Annotated in this window: 20 protein-coding genes; 12 read left to right on the top strand and 8 right to left on the bottom strand. The window is 66.6% G+C overall.

Going from position 1 to position 23,420, the window contains the following annotated elements; genetic code table 11:
- Positions 1–53: 53 nt before the first annotated feature.
- From ABWP84_RS07195 to ABWP84_RS07175, 5 genes are read right to left on the bottom strand one after another with little or no spacing between them, the layout of a single operon-like run.
- Positions 54–1,508 carry an amidase family protein gene (locus ABWP84_RS07195; protein ID WP_353211334.1) on the bottom strand — a complete coding sequence of 485 codons (1,455 nt, stop codon included), beginning with the start codon at positions 1,506–1,508 and terminating at the stop codon, positions 54–56.
- The gene (locus tag ABWP84_RS07190) at positions 1,501–2,595 is read right to left on the bottom strand and encodes an Ldh family oxidoreductase (protein ID WP_353211333.1); all 1,095 of its coding nucleotides are present in this window, start codon (positions 2,593–2,595) and stop codon (positions 1,501–1,503) included. Before ABWP84_RS07190 ends, ABWP84_RS07195 begins: the two co-directional genes overlap by 8 nt.
- A 7-nt stretch (positions 2,596–2,602) precedes the next feature.
- A complete protein-coding gene (locus tag ABWP84_RS07185) occupies positions 2,603–3,556 on the bottom strand; it encodes a tripartite tricarboxylate transporter substrate-binding protein (protein WP_353211332.1) in 954 nt (317 codons plus the stop codon).
- Positions 3,557–3,566: 10 nt separating this feature from the next.
- On the bottom strand, positions 3,567–4,418 hold the full coding sequence (locus tag ABWP84_RS07180) for a fumarylacetoacetate hydrolase family protein (protein WP_353211331.1): 852 nt from the start codon (positions 4,416–4,418) through the stop codon (positions 3,567–3,569).
- On the bottom strand, positions 4,415–5,293 hold the full coding sequence (locus ABWP84_RS07175) for a TauD/TfdA family dioxygenase (RefSeq protein ID WP_353211330.1): 879 nt from the start codon (positions 5,291–5,293) through the stop codon (positions 4,415–4,417). Before ABWP84_RS07175 ends, ABWP84_RS07180 begins: the two co-directional genes overlap by 4 nt.
- Before the next feature lie 130 nt (positions 5,294–5,423).
- Between ABWP84_RS07175 and ABWP84_RS07170 the strand changes: the two genes are divergently transcribed.
- Together ABWP84_RS07170 and ABWP84_RS07165 are read left to right on the top strand one after the other, a co-directional pair.
- A complete protein-coding gene (locus tag ABWP84_RS07170; RefSeq protein WP_353211329.1) occupies positions 5,424–6,674 on the top strand; it encodes an FAD-dependent oxidoreductase in 1,251 nt (416 codons plus the stop codon).
- Positions 6,671–8,005, top strand: coding sequence for an MATE family efflux transporter (locus ABWP84_RS07165; RefSeq protein WP_353211328.1), 1,335 nt, complete (start codon positions 6,671–6,673; stop codon positions 8,003–8,005). Before ABWP84_RS07170 ends, ABWP84_RS07165 begins: the two co-directional genes overlap by 4 nt.
- On the opposite strand, the gene ABWP84_RS07160 is transcribed toward ABWP84_RS07165, so the two are convergent.
- On the bottom strand, positions 8,006–9,340 hold the full coding sequence (locus ABWP84_RS07160; RefSeq protein ID WP_353211327.1) for an aminotransferase class III-fold pyridoxal phosphate-dependent enzyme: 1,335 nt from the start codon (positions 9,338–9,340) through the stop codon (positions 8,006–8,008).
- Between the two features lie 136 nt (positions 9,341–9,476).
- On the opposite strand from ABWP84_RS07160, the gene ABWP84_RS07155 reads away from it, so the two are divergent.
- The 10 genes from ABWP84_RS07155 to ABWP84_RS07110 all read left to right on the top strand — a co-directional run bounded on the left by ABWP84_RS07155 (position 9,477) and on the right by ABWP84_RS07110 (position 22,183).
- Entirely contained in the window at positions 9,477–10,979 is a 1,503-nt protein-coding gene (locus ABWP84_RS07155; protein WP_353211326.1) for a L,D-transpeptidase family protein, read from the top strand.
- 2 nt (positions 10,980–10,981) lie between these two features.
- Positions 10,982–11,599, top strand: coding sequence for a DUF882 domain-containing protein (locus ABWP84_RS07150; protein ID WP_353211346.1), 618 nt, complete (start codon positions 10,982–10,984; stop codon positions 11,597–11,599).
- Between the two features lie 44 nt (positions 11,600–11,643).
- Positions 11,644–12,741, top strand: coding sequence for a GSCFA domain-containing protein (locus ABWP84_RS07145; protein WP_353211325.1), 1,098 nt, complete (start codon positions 11,644–11,646; stop codon positions 12,739–12,741).
- Positions 12,738–13,604 (top strand): WcbI family polysaccharide biosynthesis putative acetyltransferase, encoded by an 867-nt coding sequence (locus ABWP84_RS07140; protein WP_353211324.1) that lies wholly within the window; start codon positions 12,738–12,740, stop codon positions 13,602–13,604. Before ABWP84_RS07145 ends, ABWP84_RS07140 begins: the two co-directional genes overlap by 4 nt.
- A 20-nt stretch (positions 13,605–13,624) precedes the next feature.
- A complete protein-coding gene (locus tag ABWP84_RS07135; RefSeq protein WP_353211323.1) occupies positions 13,625–14,113 on the top strand; it encodes an invasion associated locus B family protein in 489 nt (162 codons plus the stop codon).
- A gap of 88 nt (positions 14,114–14,201) precedes the next feature.
- Entirely contained in the window at positions 14,202–16,295 is a 2,094-nt protein-coding gene (locus ABWP84_RS07130) for a 3-hydroxyacyl-CoA dehydrogenase NAD-binding domain-containing protein (protein WP_353211322.1), read from the top strand.
- Between the two features lie 303 nt (positions 16,296–16,598).
- Entirely contained in the window at positions 16,599–17,798 is a 1,200-nt protein-coding gene (locus ABWP84_RS07125; RefSeq protein WP_353211321.1) for an acyl-CoA dehydrogenase family protein, read from the top strand.
- Between the two features lie 6 nt (positions 17,799–17,804).
- Positions 17,805–18,932 carry an acyl-CoA dehydrogenase family protein gene (locus ABWP84_RS07120; RefSeq protein WP_353211320.1) on the top strand — a complete coding sequence of 376 codons (1,128 nt, stop codon included), beginning with the start codon at positions 17,805–17,807 and terminating at the stop codon, positions 18,930–18,932.
- A gap of 173 nt (positions 18,933–19,105) precedes the next feature.
- A complete protein-coding gene (locus ABWP84_RS07115) occupies positions 19,106–21,790 on the top strand; it encodes a glycoside hydrolase family 99-like domain-containing protein (protein WP_353211319.1) in 2,685 nt (894 codons plus the stop codon).
- Positions 21,791–21,949: 159 nt separating this feature from the next.
- A complete protein-coding gene (locus ABWP84_RS07110; protein WP_353211318.1) occupies positions 21,950–22,183 on the top strand; it encodes a rhamnan synthesis F family protein in 234 nt (77 codons plus the stop codon).
- Here the strand turns inward: ABWP84_RS07110 and ABWP84_RS07105 are convergent, their stop codons facing one another.
- On the bottom strand, positions 22,184–22,708 hold the full coding sequence (locus ABWP84_RS07105) for a hypothetical protein (protein ID WP_353211317.1): 525 nt from the start codon (positions 22,706–22,708) through the stop codon (positions 22,184–22,186).
- Positions 22,709–22,711: 3 nt separating this feature from the next.
- On the bottom strand, positions 22,712–23,362 hold the full coding sequence (locus tag ABWP84_RS07100) for a hypothetical protein (RefSeq protein WP_353211316.1): 651 nt from the start codon (positions 23,360–23,362) through the stop codon (positions 22,712–22,714).
- Positions 23,363–23,420 lie beyond the last annotated feature (58 nt).

The raw sequence follows: 23,420 nt of genomic DNA, 5'->3' as shown, positions 1-23,420 counted from the left end.
GCTGCCGGCATCGTGGCAGCGCCCATCATCCCCTGCGCCGACCCGCGCCAGTTCTAAGCCTCTAACGGCGGCACCGTCCCAGGCCTGGGGTCAATCGGCAATAGCGTATTCAGGCCACCCATCGCCTCGAATACCGCGGCGGCGCGCAGGGCGGTATCGTCGCGCCGGGGGGCGGCGGCGATTTGCAGGCCAATGGGGCGGCCATATTGGTCAAAGCCGCAGGGTAGGGCCACGGCCGGGCTGCCCGCCATGGTCATGGCGGCGTTGAGCATTGAGCCGCCCATGTAATTGGCCAGTTTCTGCCCGGCGATGCTTTCGGGCGCGCGCAGCATCACATCGAAGGCGGGTGTGGGTGCTGAGGGGGTGACGAAGACATCGAAGCGTGCAAAGATTTTTGTCATCTCGCGGAAGAAGCGGCTGCGCTCACGGTCAGCCCAGGCGATCTGGCTGGGTGTCGCGTTGAGGCCGCGTTCGGTGTTCCAGATGATGTCGGGTTTGAGGGAATCGCGATTGGCGAGGAGCTGCAATTCTCGGTCCACGACAAAATGCTGGCTGCGGAGCACGAGCAGCGCTTCGGTGAGTTCGCCGAATTCCGGGCTGCATTCCTCGACCACGCAGCCGGCATCGGCGTAGCGCCGGATTGCGGCTTCGCAAATCGCGCGGCTTTCGCGGTCAATCGCCAGGGCACTGCCATAATCCAAAGTAAAGGCCACGCGTGGGCGGAAATCCTCCACCTGCGCCACGGCCTCGCTGTAGCTCATGCCCGGCGCGTCATAGGTCATTGGGTCGAGTGGGCACCAGCCGGCCATGGTGTCGAGGAAAAGCGCCAGGTCGGCGATATTGCGCGCCATCGGTCCCTGCACCGAGAGGGTGGCGAAGAGGTTGTTCACCGTGCCGCGCGTCACCCGCCCGGGTGAGGGGCGCAGACCCACCACCGAGCAATAGGTGCCCGGCCGGCGCAGGCTGCCGGCATGGTCGGTGCCTTGGGCGAGCCATACCTCACCGGTGGCCACGCTCACCGCGCCGCCGCCGGTACTGCCGCCGCAGGTGAGGGATGTGTTCCAGGGGTTGCGGGTGCGGCCGAAGACCTCGTTGAAGGTGGAGCCGCCGGCGCCGAATTCGGGGGTATTGGATTTGGCGACGACAATGCCGCCGCGCGCCTCGATTCGCCGGACGACGGGGTGCGAGGCCTGGGGCACATGGTCGCGGAACAGCGGCGAGCCATAGGTGGTGCGCACGCCTGCCACATCGGTCAGGTCCTTGATCGAGACCGGCAAGCCGCCCAGCCAGCCGGCCTGGCCTTCCATCTCGCGCCCTTCGCCGCGCATCAGGCGGCGGGCATGGTCGCGCGCGCGGTCCAGGCAGAGGGTGGGCAGGGCGTTGACCGCAGGCTCGACCTCGGCGATGCGCGCGGCTGCGGCCTCGACCAATTCGAGCGGGGAGACCTCGCCACGGGCGAGTGCGGCGCTGGCCTCGCGCGCCGTCAGGCGGAAAAATTCCTCAGGCATTGGGGCGCAGGATGAAGGGGGTATCGGCGCGCTGGCAGACATCGCGGAGCAGGCTCTCCAGCGCGGGCGGGATGGGGATGCCCTTGTCCAGCCGCTCGGCGCGCATCGCATCCTCGGGTTCGCCGGCGACGAGGACGGGCTTTTCCGGATTGGCTCGCTTGGCGCCATGCAGCACATCGATCGCGTCGTCGAGATCCGCCTCGAATAGCCCGGGCGCGCGGAAGACATCGGGTTTCAGGGCCAAAAAGAAATGGCCGATATTATTCGGCTCATCGCCCTTCTGCGTCTTGTTGCGAATGGGCGAGAAACTCGCCCCCACCAGCGCGCCGCCGAGAATATGCACCATCATCGCCAGGCCATAGCCCTTGTGTGAGCCCATGGCATTGGTGCCACCCAGCGGGGTGATGCCGCCCTCGGCGTGCTTGAAGACATAGTCATTGCCCTCATGCGAATCGCGCACCGGTTTGCCATCGCCATCCACCACCCAGCCCTCGGGCAGTGGTTTGTCGTTGAGGTGATAGACCTTGACCTTATTGCCGGCGACCGTGGTGGTCGCCATGTCGAGCACGAAGTCATTATTGCGCCCGGCGGGGGCCGAGAAGGCCCAGGGGTTGGTGCCCAGGATCGGCTCGGCAGCGCCGGTGGGCACCATCAGCACGCCACGGGTGGAACTGGCCACCATGCCAATAAAGCCCCGGCGCGAGGCGATGCGGGCATAGGCGCCGGCCGCGCCGAAATGATGGCTATTCACCACCCCCACCACGCCCACGCCATGCTCGGCGGCGAGGTCCACCGCCATGTTCATGCCCATGACGGAGACCGGGTGGCCCAGGCCGTCGCCGCCATCAAGCTGCGCCGTGGCGCCGTGTTGGCGCAGCACTGTGGGCGGATTGGCGATGCGAATCTGGCCGCGTTTTACCATATCCTCATAGGCCATGAGCATGCTGATGCCGTGGCTATCCACGCCCATCAGGTCGGTCTCAGTCATGATATCGGCGGTGGTCTGGGCCAGATCCTCCGGCATGCCCCAGGCACGCAGGACGGCAAGGCATTGGGCCCGCACGGAGGCGGCAGTGGCGAGCAGCATGGTGGGTTCAGTCCAATGTGGCGCCGGTGGCGCGGATGACGGGAAGCCATTTTTCCGCCTCGGCCTCGATGAAGGCGCGGGTGCGGGCAGGGGTCATGCCGGTGGGGATGGTATTGCCCAACCCCAACAGCCTGTCGCGGGCGGGGCCGGCGGCCAGGGCCTCGGCGATGCGGCTGGAGAGCAGTTCCAGAATGGCGGGCGGTGTGCCCGGCGGGGCGGACCAGGGCGTCCAGGTGGAGGCGACATATTGCGGCAACCCTGCCTCGGCGCCGGTTGGCACATTGGGGATGGCAGGCCCGCGCGCCACGCCGCCGGTGACCAGGCCGATCACTGAGCCGGCGCGAATATGTTCGGCGATGAAGGACATGGTATCAACTTGAAAGCCAACCCGCCCGGCCGAGAGATCGGTGAAGGCGGCGGCCGAGCCGCGATAGGGCACGTGCTGCCCCGTCACGCCCAGTTGGTAGAGCAGCAGGGCGGCGGCGATATGCCCGGTGGTGCCATTGCCCGAGGAGCCGAAGGTCACCACCCCGGGCCGTGCCGCCAGCAAGGCGCGGAATTCGGCCAGGTTGCGCACGCCCAGCGAGGGATGGGCGGCGGCCACCATCGCGCTCTCGGAAGAGATGGTGATGTGCGACAGCCCGGTGATCGGGTTCACCGGCGCATTGGGGTAAAGCCCCACATTCAGCACATGCGAGCCCAGCGCGCCGACCAGCAGCGTATAGCCATCGGGCGCCGAGCGGCCGACATGCTCCACCGCCACCGTGCCGCCGGCCGCCGGGCGATTTTCGACGATGAATTGCGGGCCGAAGGATTGCGCGAGGGCCGCGGCCACCACGCGGGCATTGATATCGGCATTGCCGCCGGGGGCAAGCGAGACCACCACCCGCACTGGGCGGTTTGGATACTCCTGCGCCGCCGCTGGCAGTGCGAGGCAGAGTGCGAGCAGAAAACGAAGCATGGTCATTTCCTTAGGCGATGCTGTGTTCAAGAATGCCAATCCGGGCCACTTCCAGCCGCAACTGGTCGCCACTTTTGAGGTAGCGGGGCGGCGTGCGGAAATGGCCCGAGCCGGCGGGCGTGCCGGTGGCGATCACATCGCCCGGCTGCAATTCCATATAGCGGGAGAGATAGGCGATCAGCGCTGGCACGGAGAAGATGAGGTCATGCGTATTGCCACGCTGCACCTCCTCGCCATTGAGGTGGCAGGTCACCTCCAGGTCCCAGGGCTCGCCCACCTCATCGGCGGTGACGAGCCAGGGGCCCATGGGGCAGAAACCGTCCAGGCCCTTGGCGGAGCTGGTCATGGCCAGCGGCTGGTCGAACTGGAATTCGCGCGCTGAGACATCGTTCAGCACGGTATAGCCGGCCACATGGTCCAGCGCCCGGCCTTCGGGCACCTGCCAGGCCGGGCGGCCGATCACCACCCCCAGTTCCGCCTCCCAATCCGGTTTGGTGACCGCGGGCGGGATGCGCACCGCTGCCCCTGGCCCCACCACCGAGGAGCTGGGCTTGAGGAAAATGCGCGGCGCGGTGAGTTTGGGGCCGCCCACCTCCTTCGCATGATCAGCGTAATTGCGTCCAACGCCAAGGATTTTGCCCGGCAGGAAGGGCGCCATGATCCTGGCCGGCCCCAGGCGGGGGCTGCCGGGTTGGGCGGCCAGCACCAGCAGGCGGGCGCATTCCACCAGGGCTGCCTCACCGGCCTGCAGCACCCCCAGCAGGGTTTCTGGCAGGGCAGGGGAGCGCAGCGCCACCAGCCCGTCTTCCATGGCCGCCACCAGGGTGGGGTGGCCATTGAGCATCGCGGTGCCCAGCCTCATGCTGCCAGCGCCTCGGTATAGCGGTCGGCCATCACCTGCACGCGCAGGATGTAGCGCGGCTCGGCCTCGCTGTAATCGGCGACCGCGTTGTGGATGGTGCCGATATTATCCCACATCAGCACGTCACCGGCGGACCAGCTATGGGCATAGAGGTATTTGGTCTGGGTCTGGTGGCGGAAGAGGAAGGCCAGCAGCGCATCGCTTTCCGGCTTTTCCAGGCCCTCGATCATGGTGGCGTAGCCCGGGTTGCAATACAGCACCTCGCGCCCGGTGATGGGGTGGCGGCGCAGCATGGGCTGCCAAACCGGCGGTTTTTTCGCCCGCTGTTCGGCGGTGAGGGGGCCGCGTTCGGAGCCGGGGCGTTTTCGCACCATGTCCCAGAATTTTTCGAAATCATGCAGCGCGCGGCGGCCGCGGATGCGGGTGGCGATCTCCTCGGGCAATTCGGCCGCGGCGGCGTGCATGTCGAGGAACTGGGTGGAGCCCAGCGCCACGCCATCGCGCGCCGGCACCTCCTTGGCATGCAGGATATTGGCCAGGGCGATATCGGCGGAATAGCTCATATCGGTGTGCCAGCCCTGGCCGGCATCGCCCAGGCCGAGCGCCCGGCCTTCTGCATCGCGCTTGTTGGAGAGGATCATCACCTCGGGAATGCCCGGGGCGTGGTACTTATTGGCGACATTGACCTCCAGCGTTCCCAGCCGGGCGCCGAGCGCGGCCAGCTGCGCCGCGTCCATCGCCTGGCCTGGCGCATGCAGCACGCCATGGCGGCCCAGCCCTGCCAGCAGCGCGTCAAAATCCGGCCCGTCCAGCTCCCTGGCCAGATCGACATCCAGCAGCCGCGCACCGAGGCCTGGATTCGCAACGATCCTCATTGGCTTCCTCCCACCCAAACAGGCCTCAGGTTCGTCGCAGGGCGGGGGCGCGTCAATCGCTGGCGGCGTGATCATGCCGCTGCCCCCCTTGGGCTTGCCCTCGGGCGCGCGCACGACGAGCATGCATGCCATGCAAGACAAACCCCGCATCATCGTCATCGGCGCCGGCGTCGTCGGCCTCGCTGTCGCCTGGCATTTGGCGAAATCGGGCGGCGAGGTGACGGTGCTGGACCCTGAGGACCCGGCCTCCGGCGCCTCCTCGGGCAATGCTGGCGCGGTTTCTAGCGGCTCGGTTGCGCCATTGGCGATGCCTGGCGTGTTGCGCCAGGTGCCGGGCATGCTGCTCAATCCCGCCGGGGCGCTGCGCATCCCGCCCGATTATCTGCCCCGGCTGCTGCCCTGGCTGGCGCGCTTTGTCGCCAGTGCCCGCCCGGCCCGGGTGGCGGAAATCGCCCATGCGCTGTCGCAACTGCATTACAGCGCCGTGGAACACCACCGCGCCATGCTGGCCGAGGAGGGGGCTTTGGATCTGCTGCGTGGTGATGGCCAGTTGCAGGTCTATTTCGACGACAAGCATTTCGCCAAGGATGCAGCCGGTTGGACGCTGCGTGAGCAATATGGCCAGAAGATCGAAATCCTGCGCGGCGCGGCGCTGCATGCCTTCCAGCCGGGGCTTTCGGATGCCTATCAGCTGGGCGTCTATTCGCCCGATCAAGGGTTTTCCACCAACCCGCGGCGGCATGCCGAGAGCTTTGCCCGTGGCGTGGCCCGCATGGGTGGGGTGGTGCTGCGCGGCCGCGCCCAGGCCTTGATCACCGAGGGCGGGCGGGTGACCGGCGTGGCGACCGATGCCGGCCCGCTGCATGGCGAATACACCGTGCTGGCCGCTGGCGCCTGGTCCACCCAATTGTTGCGGCCGCTGGGCTATGCCATCCCGCTGGAGAGCCAGCGCGGCTATCATGTGATGCTGCCCAAGCCGGGTTTGAACCTCAGCCGCCCGGTGGTGGCGGCGGACCGAAAGGCGTTTTTCACCCCGATGGAGATGGGGCTGCGGATTGCCGGCACGGTCGAATTCGGCGGGCTGGAGCGCAAACCCAACCCCAAGCGGGCGGCCTATCTGCTGGCGGATGCGGCGCGGGTTTTTCCGGGCATTTCCACCGCCGGCTGCGAGGGGTTCTGGATGGGCCACCGGCCCTGCCTGCCCGATAGCCTGCCGGTGATCGGCCCCGTGGCGAAATGGCCAGGGCTGTGGTGCGCCTTTGGTCATGGCCATCTCGGCCTCACCGGCTCGGCCCCCACCGGGGCGCTGCTGGCGAGTGCCATGCTGGGGCCCACGCCGAACACATCACTGGCGGCCTTCGCGCCGGAGCGCTTCGCGTGAGTGCCGCCGCCCCCCGGCTGGGTTATGCCTCCGTGGCCGGCGCCATTTTGACCCTTGCTGTGCCCACCACCATGCAGTCGCTGCTGCAAGCCGGGGCGGTGCTGGTGGAGACGGTGGTCGCAGCCAGGCTGGGGCGGGAGGCGCTGGCCGGTTACGCCGTGGTGCTGCCCTTCACCCTGCTGCTGGGCCAGATGAGTGCGGGAGCGATGGGAGGCGGCGTGGTCTCGGCCATCGCCCGCGCGCTGGGGGCGAAGCGGCCGGATGAGGCGAGCGCGATGGTGCTGCATGCACTCACCATCGCCATGCTCTTCGCTGCGGCTTTCATCCTGGCCATGGTCGTGTTCCCTCGGCCCATTTTCACCGCGATTGGTGGGCCGGAGGCGGCTGCTGAGGCTGTGCCTTATGCCGTCGCGTTTTTTGGCCTGGGGGCGGTGCCGGCCTGGCTGGCCAATACCTTGGCCTCGGTGCTGCGCGGCGCGGGGCGGCATGGGCTGGCGGCGCGGATCAATTCCATGGCCTGGCTGGTCTTCCCCGCCCTGGGCTGGCTGCTGGCCGAGCCCCTGGGCCTGGGCATGGCAGGCCTGGGGCTGGGCTTTGGCCTGGCCATGTGGGGGGCGGCGCTGATGATGGGCTGGGTGGTGATGCGCGGGGCGGCGGGTTTTCGGCCTAGCCTGCTTGTGCCGTTTCAGGCGGCCCTGTTCCGCCGGATTTTGGCGGTGGGGGCGGTGGCTTGCGCCTTGGCGACGGTGGCCAATCTCACCACCATTTTGGTCACCGCGCAGTTGAAATCCTATGGCCCGGTGGCGGTGGCGGCCTATGGCGTCTCGGCCCGGCTGGAATTTCTGATGATCCCGCTGGCCTTTGGCGTGGGCTCGGCGCTCACCGCGCTGGTGGGCCGCGCGGCGGGTGCGGGCAATTGGGAATTGGCCCGGCGCACCGCCTGGGTGGGTGGTGGCATGGCCTTTTTGGTCTGCGCTGTGGTGGGGCTGTCGGTGGCGCTGGCGCCGCAGCGTTTTGCCGGGTTTTTTGCCTCCGATGCCGAGGTGCAGGCCATTGCAGGCCTGGCGCTGGCCTTTATCGGCCCCGCCTTTGCCGGTTTTGGCCTGGGTATGGCGATGTATTTCGCGGCCATGGGGGCTGGGCGGATGCGCTGGCCGGTGGTGGCGGGGCTATCACGCCTGGGCATTGCGGTGCTGGGCGGCCATCTCCTGGCCAATGAGCTGGGCATGGGCATTGAAGGGCATTTTCTCGCCGTGGCGCTGGGCATCACCGCCTATGGCGTGCTGGCGGCCTCGGCGGTGCGGGCGTCTGTCTGGTCGGCCCCGCGGTGATCACCCGGCGGTCAGCAGTGGCCGCCGCAGCGCTGCGAATTCGCGCACCGCGGCCGTGATGGCGGCGGTGTCCGCGTCGGTGATCGGCAGGCTCAGCGCCATCATGCCGCGCCGGGCGATGTAAATCCCGGCTTCGAGCATGTCGAAGAAGAACAATTCGCGCAGCGCCTCGTCACGCGGGCTGGCCTTGTAGGGGCGCTCGATTTGGCCCTCGCGGAAATGCACGCTCATCATGCTGCCCAGGCCGGTGAATTGCATGGGCAGCCCTGCGCAGGCTGCGTTCAGGCCCGCGCGCAGCGCCTCACCCCGGGCAAATAGCGCGCCCACCACCGGGCCAAGGAAGATCTCGCCCATCGCCACGCAGCCGGCCGCCATCGACCAGACATTGTTGTTGAAGGTGCCCGCATGCGGCAGGGCGCCGGGCTTATGGCCATCGAACACCGCCATGATATCGGCGGCGCCGCCAAAGGCGCCAAAGCTCATGCCGCCGGCGATGTATTTGCCCAATGTGGTCAAATCCGGCGTGACGCCCAGCAGCGCCTGCATGCCGCCCTCGCTGTGGCGGGAGGTCATCACCTCATCGAAGATCAGCAGGGCGCCGGTTTCCGAGCAGGCCTCGCGCAGGGCAGCGAGGAATGCCCGCCTGGCCGGTATGCAGCCGCCCGAGCCCAGCATGGGCTCCACCAGCACCGCGCCCAATTGCGGCCCCAATGCGCGAATTTGCGTCGCCGCCCCTGCAGCATCATTGTAATCCATGAAATGCAGCGGCAGGGGGACATTCACCGCGTTTTTCTCGCTGGCGAAGGTCATCACCCCGCCATGATAGCCACCGCGTGCCACCATCACGTCATTGCGGCCGGTGAAGCCGCGCGCGGCGGCGAGCGCCATCATATTCGCCTCAGTGCCGCTATTGGTGAAGCGCACCAATTCCAGCGCGGGGAAGCGGGCGCAGAGCAGGGCGGCGAAATCGCCCTCCTTCTCGCCCACCGCAGCGAGGTTGATGCCGCCATCGAGCGCGGCCTTTACCGCAGTGATGATCCTCGCCTCCGAATGGCCAAACAATCCCGCCGTGTATTCGCCCAGGGCGTCGATGTATTCGCGGCCATCCATATCATAAAGCCGCGCCGCCTCGCCCCGCGCCATGGCGGTGGGGAAGGGGGCGTAGAACAGCACCGAGCGGGTATTGCCCCCGGCCAGTGAGGCGCGGGCTTTGGCGTGGATTTCCGCGCTGCGCGGCCGGGCGGCGGCGTAGCGGGCATGGGCATCGGCCAAAGCCGCATCGAGGCTGGAATTCGCCCTGAGGGCGGCGGCGGCTATGGGGGCTGTTGTTTCCATTTCCAGAGCCTCTCTTATCAGCGCGTTACACGTCAACACTTGGCGCTGTGGGGTGAATCGCGGTATTCCGCCTTGGGGCTGGTATTTTTTCAGCCCTGCGGTCGCATTGAGCCTCCGGTTGCAAAGGTAGTTGCCTATGCCCTCCACCAAACTTGACCGCCGCCTGATGCTGGGAAGTGCTGCGGCGCTGGCTTTCAGTGTGGCCCGGCCCGCCCGCGCAGAATGGTCCGCCGTGCCTGAGCCTATCATGCGTTTGCATGAGCGCCTGCGCGGCCTGGATGCTGATGGGCTCGACCCTACCTGGTACGGCCTGCCCGCGCGTGAGGCGGCGATGAGTGACCCGGCCGGCTTCCAATCCGCCACCCATAATGCCGCCCGCCAGGCGCTGACTGACCTGCTGCATGGCCGCGCCATGGCCCCGCCGGGGCGGGTTGATATTCGCCGCGACACGCCCGCTTTGCCGCTCAATGGCTGGATGAGTGAATTGGCCGGCAGCGCCGAGCCGGCCCAGGTGATCAGTCGCGCCGCCGATCTGCCAGCAGGCCAGGCCGCGCTGCGCGCCGCGATGGCTGAGGCGCGCGCGCGCGAGGCCCGCGGCGCACTACCCGCCGTGCCCACCGGCGGCATTATCGAGCCCGGCCGTTTTTCTGAGCGTGTGCCGGCGCTGCGCGCCCGCCTTGCTGCGACTGACCCGGTGGTGGCGGCTGCGCCGGTGGCCGAGCCCAATATGTATGATGAGGTGCTGGCCGAGGCGGTGCGTCGCTTCCAGAATGCCGCCGGGCTTGAGGCGGATGGCCGGGTGGGTGCGGGCACCCAGATGGCGCTCAACCGCACGGCATCGATGGATGTGCGCGCGCTGAGCATCGCCATGGATCTGCGCCGCGCCGCGCCGGAGCCCGGCCGTGAGCGCCGCATCGAGGTCAATATCCCCGATTTCATGCTGCATGTGTATGAGGGGCAGAAGGTCGTGCTCGAGATGCCGGTGATTATCGGCCGGCCGCAGCGCGCCACGCCGCTGCTCACCACCCGGCTGACCTCCGTGCAGTTCAACCCGCCCTGGGGGGTGCCGGTGCGCAATGCGGTGGAGGACAAGCTGCCCCTGCTGCAGCGCAACCCTCTGGCATTGGTCCGCAACGGCACCCGTATCTTCCAGCGGGTGGATGGCGAGCAGGTGGAGGTTGACCCCACCACGGTGGAGTGGCGCAATTACAGCCGCACCAATTTCCCCTTCACCATGCGCCAGGATCCAGGCGAGGCGAATGCTCTGGGCCGGATCAAATTCGTCATGCCCAATAGCGAAGATATCTTCATGCATGACACGCCCGAGCGGCATCTCTTTGGCCGCTCCGAACGCGCCTTCTCCTCGGGCTGCGTGCGCCTCGGCCGGCCGATGGATTTCCTGGCCATGGCGGTTGAAGGGATGGAGGGCTGGGACCGCAACCGCATGGCCCGCAGCGTGAGCGATGGGCGCACCTTTGGCATTGCCCTGCGCCGGCAGCCCAGCGTGCGGCTGATCTATCGCACCACCGTGGTTGAAAATGGCCTGGTGCGTATTCGCCCTGATCTTTATGGCCATGACGAGGCCTATTGGCGCGCCATGGAGCGCGGCCCCGCCCGGCCCATGGCGGCGAGGGCTTGAGTATGGGCCTCTTCCGGTCTCCCTGGAGCCATTCCTGCCCGGCTTGTGAGGCGCAGGACGCGGCTTGTGAGGGCCAGCCGGCGCTGGGCCGGCGCGGGCTCTTCGCCGCTGCCGTCGGTGGCGTGGCCGCGGCCTCCCTGGCCGCCGCGCCGGCCGTGGCGCAGGCCTTGGGCGGTGGCGCGCGCGCGCTGGGGGTTCGCCGGGTGCAGACGGGCGAGAATTTCCAAGGCGTTTATTGGCGCGATGGGCGCTATGAGAGCCAGGCGCTGCGCCAACTGGATTGGGTGCTGCGCGACCCCGGCATGGAGGAGGCCACGCCGATGGACCCGCGGCTATTCGACGTGCTGGCCGCGGTGCAGGCCCGGATGGGTTCGGATGAGAATTGGCTGGTGATTTCCGGCTACCGCGCGCCCGAGACCAATGCCGCTCGCGCCCGGCAATCGCGCCGTGTCAGCCGCGTCTCGCTGCATATGTCGGGCATGGCGGCGGATGTGCAACTGCCCGGCCGAGCCTCGCTGCAACTGGCCCGGGTCGCGGCGGAGATGCAGTTGGGCGGTGTGGGGCTGTATCGGCGCGATGGTTTCATCCATCTCGATTGCGGCCCAACCCGCCGTTGGTAGGCGCTCATCCAATGGTGGCGGCCAGGCCGTCGGGGCGCTGAGCCATGCAGGAGCACCCATACCGCTCCTTGCCGGCGCGGCATTTCTGGCGTGCATCCGTCTGCCATGCCGGGGCCACCGGCTTGGCCGGGGGCGGCTTTGATCCGGTGGGCGAATTGCCCTTCCGGATTGGCCCGCAGGACCGTGTGGCCGCTGCCGGTTCATGTTTCGCCCAACATATTGCCCGCAACCTGGCCGGCGCCGGCTTCAATTTTCTGCAAACCGAGGTGGGCGAGGGTGACAGCCCCTTCTCGGCGCGCTTTGGCAATATCTACACCGCCCGGCAATTGCGGCAGTTGCTGCTGCGTGCCTATGGGCTGGTGCGGCCGCGCGACGCGGTCTGGCGGCTGCCGAGCGGGTGCTATGTTGACCCGTTTCGGCCGCAGATGCTGGGCGAGGGCGGGCTTGGCCTGGCCAGTGCCGGGGCGGTAAGCGATGCGCGCGAGGCGCATTTCGCCGCCGTGCGGGAGATGTTCGAAACCTGCACGGTGTTCATCTTCACCCTTGGACTGACCGAGGCATGGTTGAGCGAGGATGGCATGGCGCTGCCGGTGCCCCCGGGCGTGCTGGGTGTCACCCAGGGCGCCAGCGCGGCGTCGTTCCATAATTTCTGCCTGAACGAGATTTGGCAGGATCTGGAAGAGGTCCTGGCCGATATCTGCATGGTCAACCCGCAGGTTCGCTTCATCTTCACCGTCTCGCCGGTGGCGCTGGCCGCGACTTATGAGCCGCGCCATGTGATGATCAGCAATACGCTGAGCAAGGCCACGCTTCGGCTCGCGGCCGAGATGATGCGCGAACGCTATGCACGGGTCTGCTATTTTTCCTCCTATGAGATCGTGACCGCACCGATGAATGCCCCCGGGGCCTTTGAGGCCGATCTGCGTTCGGTCAGCCCGCTGGGGGTGGCGCAGGTCATGGCGCTGTTCAACCGGCATATGCTGAGCGGGGGCGAGGCCGCGGCGGCTGTACCTGCCGCCATGCCCGCCCCATCGCTGAACGCCGCCGCTTCCCCCCTCAGCGATGAGGAGCGGGCGGCCTATGACGCCCGCGCCAGGATCATTTGCGAGGAGGATCTATTGGCCACGGGGCCGGGGCCATGAAGATTGGCATCGTGTTCACTTGCCAGAACAGGATGTTGGGCGATGTGGTCCGCCATGCCCTGCCCTCGGCCGTGGTGGAGAATTATGATGTCGGCCATATGGCCGATCCAATGACGCGTGAGGCGGTGGCGGCCTCCTGCGCCGCCTGCGACCATGTGCTGTCGATCTTCATGCCTGACGAGATGGGGCCCCTGGCCACCGATAGGCTGGCCGCCAGCGTGCGGGTGCTGACGATCCTGCCGAGTTTCAGCTTTGCCGGCTTTCACCCCGATACGGTCTATATCACGACGGCTTCGGGCTTTCTTGACGGGCCCACCCATCATTACCATTCGCGCATCGCTATCGGAGGTTTCCTCACTGGCCGTTCGGTGCGGCAGACCATGGCGCTGTACAATGCGCTGGTCTTCGGCCGCCTGGGCTATTTCGAGACCTTCGCGCATGAGCGGGCCCTAGCCGTTGAACTCTTCGCGCATTTCAATATCGGCATTGACCATTTCTTCGACCGTTGGATGGCGCGCGGCTGCTTCATGCACAGCCTCAACCATCCTAAGAGCTGGGCCTTCGCCGATCTGGGCCTGGCGATGTGCCGCATGGCCGGCCTGGTGGATGAGCGCGCGACAATCGACCCCGATGCGATCATCGATGACCTGGCGATGCATGCGGCGCATCCGCTCCTGCCGCCATTGGCCCGGCGCCTGGGGCTGGAGGGCAGCACGGTGTTCAAACACGGCCCAAGGGGCGAGACGAACCATCTCCCGCTGGAAGATTTCATCGAGAGAGAATACAAGGCCTTCGAGCGGACGGGCCGCGCCGAATTGGAAGCGGTGCCGAAGCTTTCCAAGCTGCTGGCCATTCTGGGCTGAACCAAGGGGCGATACGGCTGATGCGCGAGCGGATTGTAATGGCGTGCCTTTTGGCCGTGCTGACGGCCATGCCCGCCATGGCGCAGGATCGCACAGTGGCCAGCTTTGGCGATTGGTCGCTGCGATGTGTGGTGGGCCCGCCGCGCAATTGCGAAGTGGCGACCACGCTGTCCAATCAGGAACGCCGGCCATTGGCGGCGATCGTTCTGGGCCGGGTCAACCCACAGGCGCCTTTGCTCGTCACGGCGTTTTTGCCGCTCGATGTGCAATTGCCGGCGGGGGTGCGCCTCGTACTCGATGCTACGCCGATTCTGCTGCAATATCAGCGCTGCGTGCCACAGGCCTGCTTTGCCACCATCGAGGCTGATGACGCGCTGATGCGCCGTTTGCGTGCCGAACCTTCGGGTGCCCGCCTCATTTTCCAAGATGCGAGCCAGCGTGAGATCACGCTGCCGCTCTCCAGGCGCGGCTTTGCCCAGGCCCAGGCTGCACTGGCCGCTCAGCGATAACCCATCTGGGCTGGCGTGGTTGACAGGTGCGGCCGCGCGGCTTGTCATGCGTCCAACAAGAAGTTTCGGGACGGAAGGACCAGCGCCCATGCAGGACGACGCGCAATTTGTTGAGCACGCCTTTGATGGCGATGTGCATGTGCTGCGGATTGCCAATCCGCCAGTCAATACCCTGCGCACCGGCGTGCGCGCGGGGCTGCTGGCCGGCATTCAGCGCTGCACACGCGAGGGGGCGCGGGCGATTGTGCTGATCGGCACGGGGCGGATGTTCTCCGCCGGCGCCGAAATGACCGAGTTCAACAAGCCCCGCCAGCCGCCCTCGCTGCCCGAGGTGTTTGACGCGATCGAGAACAGCAAGATCCCCATTGTGGCCGCCATCCATGGCAGCGCGCTCGGCGGCGGGCTGGAAGTGGCGCTGGCCTGCCATGCCCGCGTGGCCCTGGCCTCGGCCCAGCTTGGCCTGCCCGAAGTCAAGCGCGGCTTCGTGCCCGGCGCGGGCGGCACCCAGCGCCTGCCGCGCCTAATCGGCGGCGAGGCTGCGCTGAAGATCATCGTGACCGGCGAGCCGGTGCGGGCGGGCGAGGCCCTCAAGCTTGGCTTTATCGATGCCGTGATCGATGGCGATCTGGAGCAGGGCGCCATCGCCTGGGCCCGCGAGGCGGCGAAGAGTGGCCGCAGCTTCACCCTGGCGCGCAACCGTCGTGACAAGATCGAAGGCGCCGATATGGCCGCCTTTGACGCTGCGGCCGCAGCACTGCTCAAGCGCGCCCGCGGCCAGGAAAGCCCCAAAGGCTGCGTGACCGCGGTGCGCGCCGCCCTCACCGCCGCCTTTGATGAGGGTCTGCTGGTCGAACGTCAGCAATTCACCCGCCTGGTGGAAGGCGAGCAGAGCTTCGCGCTGCGCCACATCTTCTTCGGTGAGCGTGAAGCCCAGCGCGTGCCCGATATGCCCGCCGATACCCAGCCGCTGCCGGTGAAGAACACGGTGGTGATCGGGGCTGGCACCATGGGCGGCGGCATCGCGATGAATTTCGCCAATGTCGGCATGCCGGTGACGGTGGTGGAGACGACGCAAGAGGCGCTGGATCGTGGCCTGGCCAAGTGCCATGCCAATTGGGAACGCACCGTCACCTCGGGGCGACTTTCCCAGGCCGAATTTGAGAAGCGCAAGGCGCTGCTCAAAGGCTCCACCACGCTCGACGTGGTGAAGGATGCCGATCTGGTGATCGAGGCGATCTATGAGGATATGGGCGCCAAGAAGGAGATCTTCGCCAAGCTCGATGCGCTGGCGCGGCCGGGCGTGGTGCTGGCCTCCAACACCTCCACCCTGGATATCGACGCCATTGCCTCAGCCACCAAACGGCCGGAACTGGTGGTGGGGATGCATTTCTTCTCGCCCGCCAATGTGATGCGTCTGCTGGAGATTGTGCGTGGCAGCGCCTCCTCGATGGCGGCGATTGCGACTGCGATGGATGTGGGCAAGCGCATCAACAAGCTGAATGTGGTGGTGGGCAATTGCGACGGCTTCGTGGGCAACCGCATCACCGGCAAGCGCGGGCCGCAAATGGAAGCGCTGCTGATGGAAGGCGCGCTGCCGCAGGATATCGACCGGGTGATGGAAGGCTACGGTATGGCCATGGGGCCCTGCGCCACGGGTGACCTTGCCGGGCTGGATATCGGCGCCGCCGTGCGCCGCGCCCGCGGCACCGTCGCCCCCATCGCGGACGCGCTGGTGGCGTTGGGCCGCTTCGGCCAGAAAACCGGCAAGGGCTGGTATATGTATGACGAAAAGCGCACCCGCCTGCCGGACCCCATCGTCGAAGCCACCATCCTTGACCTCGCCGAGAAATCGCAGGTGCGCCGTCGCAAGATCGAGGATAGCGAAATCCTCGAACGCCTGCTGCTGCCGATGGTCAATGAAGGTGCGAAGATCCTGGAAGAAGGCATCGCCTCGCGCGCGATCGATATCGACGTGATCTTCTGCAACGGCTTCGGCTGGCCGGCCTGGCGCGGTGGACCGATGTTCTGGGCCGACCGCATGGGCCTCAAAGCCGTGCGCGACAAACTCGCCCAATACGCCGCCGCCACCAATGACCCCAACCTCAAACCCTGCGCGCTGATCGAACGCCTCGCAGCGGAAGGCGGGTCCTTCGCGAACTCAGGCGCACGTAAGGTCGCTTGAGTATGGGGTGGGGCGGGGTGGCGCAAGTGGCCCGTCAGGGGGCTTTGCCCCCGTTGGACATACATGTCCAACCCCCCCAGCAAGGGCCGAAAGGCCCCTGCATCCCGGGGGATGTGTTGGGTGAGGGAGGGGGGCAGTTTGCGCCGCCCTTGCGACACGCCCGACCCGCCCCCCTCCCTCACCCAACACATATTCTTCCACGGTCCAGGGGCGGGTCGCCCCTGGTGGGGGGTGTCGGGGGGCAAAGCCCCCTTGCGGGCCACCCACGAAACTTCACCTCACCCCATTCCCAAGGAGCCTGACATGGACCTGAATTTTTCCGCGGAGGAGATTGCCTTCCGCCACGAGGTGCGTGCTTTCATTGATGCCAGCCTGCCGGCGGCGACCAGGGCCTGGTTGGTCGCGGGCAAGTCGCCCACCAAGGCGATGGTGGTGGAGTGGCAGAAAATTCTGAATGCCAAGGGTTGGGCGGTGCCGGAATGGCCGGTGCAATGGGGTGGGCCTGGCTGGTCGGCGGCGCAGAAATACATTTTCCGTGAAGAGTTGCAGATGGCGCCCGCGCCCTCGCCGCTCGGTTTCAACGTGAATATGTGCGGCCCGGTGATCATTGCCTTTGGCACTGAGGCGCAAAAGCAGCGTTTTCTGCCGCGCATGGCGAATTTGGATGATTGGTGGTGCCAGGGCTTTTCCGAGCCTGGCGCGGGGTCAGACCTTGCCGGCCTGAAGTGCCGCGCGGTGCGTGATGGCAATGAGTGGGTGATCAACGGCCAGAAGACCTGGACGACGCTGGCCCAGCATGCCGATTGGATTTTCCTGCTCTGCCGTACCAATCCGGAGGCGAAGAAGCAGGAGGGTATTTCCTTCATTCTCTGCCCGATGAACCTGCCTGGCATCACTGTCCGCCCGATCATCACGATTGAGGGGGGGCATGAGGTGAATGAGGTGTTCTTCGATGATGTGCGCGTGCCGGTGGAGAACCTGGTGGGCGAGGAGAATAAGGGCTGGGATTGCGCCAAGTATCTGCTGGGCAATGAGCGCTTCGGCCAGGCCCGTGTTGGTGCCAGCCGCGAACGCATTCGCCGCCTGAAGATCATTGCGCGCGAGAGCATGGATGGCGGCCGCCCCTTGATCGAGGACCCGGATTTCCGCCGGCAGATGACTGAGATTGAGGTGGAGTTGAAGGCGTTGGAGATGACCGTCATGCGCGTCATCGCCCAGGACATGAAGCGTGCTGACAGCAAGCCCAACCCCGCCACCTCGGTGCTGAAGATCAAGGGCACCGAGATTCAGCAAGGTGTCTCGGAGATGCTGATGAAGGCGGCCGGACCCTATGCCTGGGTGGATGGTGACCCGGATGAGGAAGGCTCGAATGAGTGGGATCTGGCGCCTGATTGGGCCTTTGGCCTGGCCGGCACCTATTTCAATTGGCGCAAGCAAAGCATTTATGGCGGGTCGAACGAGATCCAGCGCAACATCATGGCAAAAGCGTTTTTGGGGCTCTGACAGACAATGGATTTTGACCTCACCGAGGACCAATCGCTGCTGGCCGACAGCGTGCGAAAGATGTTTGCCGATGGCTACGGCTTCGAGCAGCGCAAGGCCTATATCAAATCGGCCGAGGGGTGGAGCACGGCGATGTGGGCGCAATATGCTGAGCTTGGTTTGCTCGGCCTGCCCTTCGCCGAGGAGGATGGCGGTTTTGGCGGTGGCCTGACCGACACCTGCCTGATAGCCGAGCAGATGGGCAAGGCCTTGGCGCTGGAGCCCTGGTTCAGCACTGTGGTGCTGGGTGGCGGGTTCTTGCGCCGCGCGAGCGCCGAGCTGCGCCGCGAATTGGTGCCGCAGGTTGCCGCCGGCGAATGCAAGCTGGCCTTCGCCCAGGTGGAGCGGCAATCGCGTTATGACCTTTTCGACGTGGCGACCACGGCCAAGCGCGAGGGTGCTGGCTGGGTGATCACCGGCCGCAAGGGCATGGTGCTGCATGGTGATAGCGCGGACCGCTTCTTCGTCACCGCCCGCCATGCCGGTGGCCAGCGTGACCATGGTGGCATTGGTGTCTTCATGGTGGAGGCCAAGCACGCCACCGCGCGTGGCTTTCGCACCGTCGATGGTGGCCGGGCAGCAGAGGTGGAGTTCGACAAGGCGCCCGCCATCCTGGTGGCCGAAGATGGGCTGCCCATGGTCGAGGCCGTGGTGGCTGAGGCCATCGCCGCCCTGGCATTCGAGGCAGTGGGCTGCATGGATATCGCCCATGCCATGACGCTGGATTACATGAAGACGCGCCAGCAATTCGGCAAACCCATCAGCAGCTTCCAGGCCCTGCAACACCGGGCGGCGGATATGCTGGTGGCCTTGGAGCAGGCGCGCTCGATGAGCTTTTTCGCGGTGCAGGCGGCGGCCGATAGTGATGCCGATGAGCGCCGGCGAGGTGCATCGGCGGTGAAGGTACAGATTGGCCGTTCGGCGCGGCTGGTCGGCCAGCAAAGCATCCAGTTGCATGGTGGCATCGCCATGACGATGGAATATGCCTGTGGCCATTACTTCAAGCGGCTGACGATGAATGACAGCCTGTTCGGCGATGCGGATCACCACATCAAGGCGCTGGCCGATGATGGTGGCTTGGTGAAGGCGGCTTGATTGTGAGAACCAGCCCAGCACTGGGCTGAAGATCTGGGCATCGGCTCCTGTCAGGGAGCCGATAACGCCCGCCGCTCTGCGTGGGTGGGAGGCTATCGACGATCATGCATTCCCAGAAACATTACTCCTGAGAAAATATAGTGTAGGAGCGATGGCGAGGAGGGTCATGCCGCATGACCAAAGCCACGTCAGCGCGCGACACCGCGCTGCCGCTTGCCGATCATCAGGGCGCAGCGCAGGCGGCGCTTGATGCCGGCCTGGCCGAGGCCGCTGCCGGCCGGCGGGATGAGGCCATCCGGCACTGCCATGCCGCGCTGCGCCTCGACCCCCGGCTCTCGTCCGCGCGCGAGGCGCTGCGGGGGTTGGGCGAGCTCTCCCGCCTGGTCGGTGAGGGCGATGCCGCCAATCGTCGGCGGCAATGGCCCGAGGCCGCCCGCGCCTATGCCCAGGCGCTGGCCATTGCCCCGGCGCTCGCTGCCATTTGGGTGCAATATGGCCATGCGCTGAAGGAGCAGGGCCTGCTCGACGCCGCCGAGAGCGCCTATCGCACCGCTCTGGGCCATATGCCGCAGCCCGATGGCGATATTCATTTGCAAATCGGACATCTCCTGAAGCTGCGCGGCATGCTGCCCGAAGCGCGCGAGGCCTATCTCGCCTGTCTGGCGGTGGAGCCGGATAATCCGCATGCCAAGCGCGAGATTGCCGCCATGCTGGGGCGGGGGGTGTCGCGGCTGGCGCCCCCCGCAGCCGCGGCTGGGCGGCCCTATACCGAGGTGCCCCTGGCCGTCTTGCCGGGCGAGCGGATGCGCATCAGCCATCAGTATGGCCTAGCCTGTTTCAGCGCCGATGGCCCCGACCCGCAACTGGAACTCGCCCCCGATGCGCCCGGCTGGCCACTCCCCCCAGCCAATTATGGCCTGCTCTTTGAGGTGGCCGATGGCCGGGATTTCGTGGGGCCGCCGACCCTGTATATCGATGAGGGGGAGGGGTATTGTGAAGCCGGCGCGGTGGAGCTTCGCCCAGTCAGCGCCAATCTCTGGTTTCGTGAATTCGCGACCACGTCCTTGGTCCGTCGGCTGCGTTTTGACCCCGCGGATAACGCCGTGACCTTCGCCCTGCTGCGGCTGCGGCTGCTGCGCTTCGAGCCGGCCGCCTCGCCAATGGAGGGCTTGCTCGCAGCCCCTGCCAGAGCCTTGGCCGAGGCGCTGCGCGAATGGCGCGCCGCTGCCGGCCATGACCAGACCCCCCGCCAATGGCTGCGCGCCGCCTTGCAGGCAGAATGCCCTGAGGTGATCGATCCTGGTTTCACCGCGCTCAGCCTAGCCCCTGGCGAGGCGGCGGCGGATCATCGCCACGCCCAGGCCTGGCAGGCCGCCTTCGCCCGCCGCGAGGGCGGCCACGCCCCCGATTACGGCGCGCCTGGCGCCGCAGCCCCGCAGCATGATCCCGCCGCTTTGCAGATCATCGCCTTCTATCACGCCGGGATGCAGCGCTCGGCCGAAACCGATGCCGCCCGTGGCCTGGGCCACACCGAATGGGCTGATGTGGCCGGCGCGGTGCCGCATTATCTGGGCCAGTTGCAGCCCAGGCTGCCTGGTGAGTTGGGCTTCTACGACCAGGCCGACCCGGCCACGCTGCGCCGCCAGGTGGCGATGGCGAGGCTTTATGGCGTGGGGGCCTTCTGCTTTCTGCATCATGGCGAGCAGTCCCTGCCGCCCGGACCATTGCGGCATTTGCTGGCCGAACCCATGATCGAAATGGCCTTCCTGCTCTGCTGGGCGCATGCTGGCGCTCAACCTGCGGGCGCTGTCCCCCAGCATGGCCCCCAGCATGGCCCCCAGCATGGCGTGGCCTTCGCGGCATTGCTGCCGGCCCTGCGCGACCCGCGCTATCGCCTCCTCGATGGCTGCCCGCTGCTGCTGCTGGCCCGCCCGGCGGAAATTCCCGACTGCGCCGCGATGGTGGCAGCCTGGCGCGCGCTGGCCAGCGCGGCGGGCCTTGCTGGGCTGCGCATCCTCGCGGCCTGCGCTGCTGGGCTGACAGACCCCCTGGCGCTCGGCCTTGATGGCGTGGTGGACACCCCGCCTCAGGGGCTGGACCTGGCGGAGGTCACCCAGGCGCAGCTTTGGCTGAACAGCGAATATTCGGGCCATGTCTATGATTATGCACAGGCGGTGGCGGCCGAGGTCGCCCGTCTCGCCGCCCCCCCGCCATCTGGGCCATCGCGCTACCCGGCGGTGATGCCCGGCTTTGATGACGAGGCGCGGCGGCCCGGCCGGGGCAATAGTTTCATCGGCGCCACGCCGATGGGCTTCCATCGCTGGCTGCGCGCCGCGGCGGCGCATGTCAGCGCGCATTATCCACCCGGGCGAAGGCTGGTTTTCGTCAATGCCTGGAATGCCTGGGGGCAGGGTGCCCATCTCGAACCTGAGGCGCGGTTTGGCTATGGCTTCCTCGCCGCCATCGCCGATGTGGTGACGGAACTGGCGCTTGATGCCACGGCGCTGCGTGAGAGGGCGGAGCGGTATAATCAGGCCATGCCCACCGGCCGCAATGCCGATGCGGTGGTCTGCCTGCATATCTTCTACGAAGACCTGATCGATGAATTCGCCGACCTGATCGCCCAGGCCCGGCAGCGCATGGCGCTTGATGTCATCGTCTCGGTGCCGGAGGCTTGGCCGGTGGCGGCGCTGGAGCGGCTGATCGCGGCGCTGCGGCCGGTGCATATTCTGGTCTGCCGCAATCGCGGGCGGGATGTGGCGCCCTTTCTGGCGGCGCTGGAGGTAGCCCGCGCGCGAGGCTACCGCCTTGGTTGCAAGATCCACTCGAAGAAATCCACCCATCTGGGCCATGGTTAGGCTTGGCGGCGGGCGCTGCTGGATGGGCTGCTGGGTCCGACTGCGCTCAGCCGCCTTGCCGAGGGCTTCTTTGTCGAATCACGGATAGGCATGGCGGGGGCGAGCGAAGCCTGGCTGTCCCTGGCTGAGCGCCAACATATCGATCGCTGCGAAGCCCGCATGGGCGAGATTGGCGCCCTGCTGGGCCTGCAGAATGCGCCCATACGTGGTTTTTTCGCCGGCACCATGTTCTGGTTCCGGCCCGAGGCCTTGGCTGGCTGCGCCCGCCTATCGGCTGAGCATGACCTCTTCGAGCCTGAACTCGGCCAGGTGGATGGCATGGCAGCGCACGCCATGGAGCGGTTCTTTGCCGTGATGGTTGAGGCGGCAGGCTTTGCGGTGATGAAGCTGTAGTCAGCGCACCAGACGCAGCATATTCGCCGTGGCGATATCGCCCGACGCCTTCTGCAGGTTGAGCAATTGCGTTGTCAGCGCGAGCACATGCAAGGTGAGGTCTTCCTGATGATCATATTCGGCCACCCAGTAATGGTCACCACGGTAGGCGGCTGAAAACCTGCCCAGCGGCGGCCGATCGCGCCAGAGCCGGAATAACCGGAGGGCGGCGCGTGGATGAGCCCCGGCGCGGATATGAACGCGGTAGGGCACACCCGCTTCCTCGCGCCGCTGGATCGCACCGAGATATTGCAGCACCTCCTCCAACGATCGCAAATACCAAGCGAGGGAGGGGAGGGCTGGGCTGCCGCTTATTCCGGCGGGTTGCTCCACCACCTCATCCGCGCGGCACGGGTCGCCATCCTGCAGCAGGCCTGAGATTTGCGGCGGGTCGCGGTCCACCGAGGCGGCGGTATAGACCCTGCGGCCTTGCGCATCCGGCGGGCCCGGCACGCAGATCGCCATCTGGTCCACCGCGCGCATCATGCGCTAGCCTGCCCCATCAGGCCGCAGGCTGACGCCAGGCTGGCGCAGTGCTGCCAGCAATTCTGGCGCAGCGGCCTGCGCCTGCGTGAGCCGCGGGCCAACGGGTATGATGCGGGTATAGCCGTTGAACAGGATCGGCCCATTTGACGTCAATTGATCCACCACGGCCTGGAAACGATCGCAGGGGTGTTCGGCATTCAGCCCCTGGGCGGCGCATGCGGCTCGCTCGGCCGGTGTGAGGTTGTGACGATAGGCCGGATCATTGATCGCGCGCCGCCCTCCTGGGCCCTCATCGAAGCGCGATATCAGCAGGTACATCAGCAGCTGGTCAGGAATATTACGGTCCCACAAGACCCGGAACAACACCGGGTCGAGCGGGCGCATCAGGCCGCGGGCGAATTCCTGCCGGTCGAGCGGGCCGATATCGAAGCCGGGATTGGAACTGCCGCTGAGCGTTGGGAGCATCCCGTTGCCCAGGCCAGTCGAGCCATCATAGCCGAGCGAGGCACCCAGGCTGAAACCGCCACGGATATTGCCAATGGTGGTGAAATGCAGCGGCGCCTGATCGCGCGCACGTAAAATATTCCGTAACATCAGTGAGTTTGCTGATTGCTCGACGCTGCGATTATAGGCGATGGAATGATCGCTGATCATGTGCTCCATCGAGCAGCCAGCAAGCAGAAGGTGTATCAGGAGTGCGAAAAATCTTATC

The organism is Rhodovarius sp., from assembly GCF_040399605.1.
Taxonomy (GTDB): domain Bacteria; phylum Pseudomonadota; class Alphaproteobacteria; order Acetobacterales; family Acetobacteraceae; genus Rhodovarius; species Rhodovarius crocodyli_A.
The sequence above is the reverse complement of the archived record's forward strand: the minus strand, read 5'-3'. Positions and strand labels throughout refer to the sequence as shown.

What these genes read in the sequence shown, in the direction of transcription:
- ABWP84_RS07195 (WP_353211334.1), bottom strand. Translation starts at nt 1,508, where the DNA reads ATGCCTGAGGAATTTTTCCGCCTGACGGCGCGCGAGGCCAGCGCCGCA.
- ABWP84_RS07190 (WP_353211333.1), bottom strand. Translation starts at nt 2,595, where the DNA reads ATGCTGCTCGCCACTGCCGCCTCCGTGCGGGCCCAATGCCTTGCCGTC.
- ABWP84_RS07185 (WP_353211332.1), bottom strand. Translation starts at nt 3,556, where the DNA reads ATGCTTCGTTTTCTGCTCGCACTCTGCCTCGCACTGCCAGCGGCGGCG.
- ABWP84_RS07180 (WP_353211331.1), bottom strand. Translation starts at nt 4,418, where the DNA reads ATGAGGCTGGGCACCGCGATGCTCAATGGCCACCCCACCCTGGTGGCG.
- ABWP84_RS07175 (WP_353211330.1), bottom strand. Translation starts at nt 5,293, where the DNA reads ATGAGGATCGTTGCGAATCCAGGCCTCGGTGCGCGGCTGCTGGATGTC.
- ABWP84_RS07170 (WP_353211329.1), top strand. Translation starts at nt 5,424, where the DNA reads ATGCAAGACAAACCCCGCATCATCGTCATCGGCGCCGGCGTCGTCGGC.
- ABWP84_RS07160 (WP_353211327.1), bottom strand. Translation starts at nt 9,340, where the DNA reads ATGGAAACAACAGCCCCCATAGCCGCCGCCGCCCTCAGGGCGAATTCC.
- ABWP84_RS07155 (WP_353211326.1), top strand. Translation starts at nt 9,477, where the DNA reads ATGCCCTCCACCAAACTTGACCGCCGCCTGATGCTGGGAAGTGCTGCG.
- ABWP84_RS07150 (WP_353211346.1), top strand. Translation starts at nt 10,982, where the DNA reads ATGGGCCTCTTCCGGTCTCCCTGGAGCCATTCCTGCCCGGCTTGTGAG.
- ABWP84_RS07145 (WP_353211325.1), top strand. Translation starts at nt 11,644, where the DNA reads ATGCAGGAGCACCCATACCGCTCCTTGCCGGCGCGGCATTTCTGGCGT.
- ABWP84_RS07140 (WP_353211324.1), top strand. Translation starts at nt 12,738, where the DNA reads ATGAAGATTGGCATCGTGTTCACTTGCCAGAACAGGATGTTGGGCGAT.
- ABWP84_RS07135 (WP_353211323.1), top strand. Translation starts at nt 13,625, where the DNA reads ATGCGCGAGCGGATTGTAATGGCGTGCCTTTTGGCCGTGCTGACGGCC.
- ABWP84_RS07130 (WP_353211322.1), top strand. Translation starts at nt 14,202, where the DNA reads ATGCAGGACGACGCGCAATTTGTTGAGCACGCCTTTGATGGCGATGTG.
- ABWP84_RS07125 (WP_353211321.1), top strand. Translation starts at nt 16,599, where the DNA reads ATGGACCTGAATTTTTCCGCGGAGGAGATTGCCTTCCGCCACGAGGTG.
- ABWP84_RS07120 (WP_353211320.1), top strand. Translation starts at nt 17,805, where the DNA reads ATGGATTTTGACCTCACCGAGGACCAATCGCTGCTGGCCGACAGCGTG.
- ABWP84_RS07115 (WP_353211319.1), top strand. Translation starts at nt 19,106, where the DNA reads ATGACCAAAGCCACGTCAGCGCGCGACACCGCGCTGCCGCTTGCCGAT.
- ABWP84_RS07110 (WP_353211318.1), top strand. Translation starts at nt 21,950, where the DNA reads ATGGGCGAGATTGGCGCCCTGCTGGGCCTGCAGAATGCGCCCATACGT.
- ABWP84_RS07105 (WP_353211317.1), bottom strand. Translation starts at nt 22,708, where the DNA reads ATGATGCGCGCGGTGGACCAGATGGCGATCTGCGTGCCGGGCCCGCCG.
- ABWP84_RS07100 (WP_353211316.1), bottom strand. Translation starts at nt 23,362, where the DNA reads ATGATCAGCGATCATTCCATCGCCTATAATCGCAGCGTCGAGCAATCA.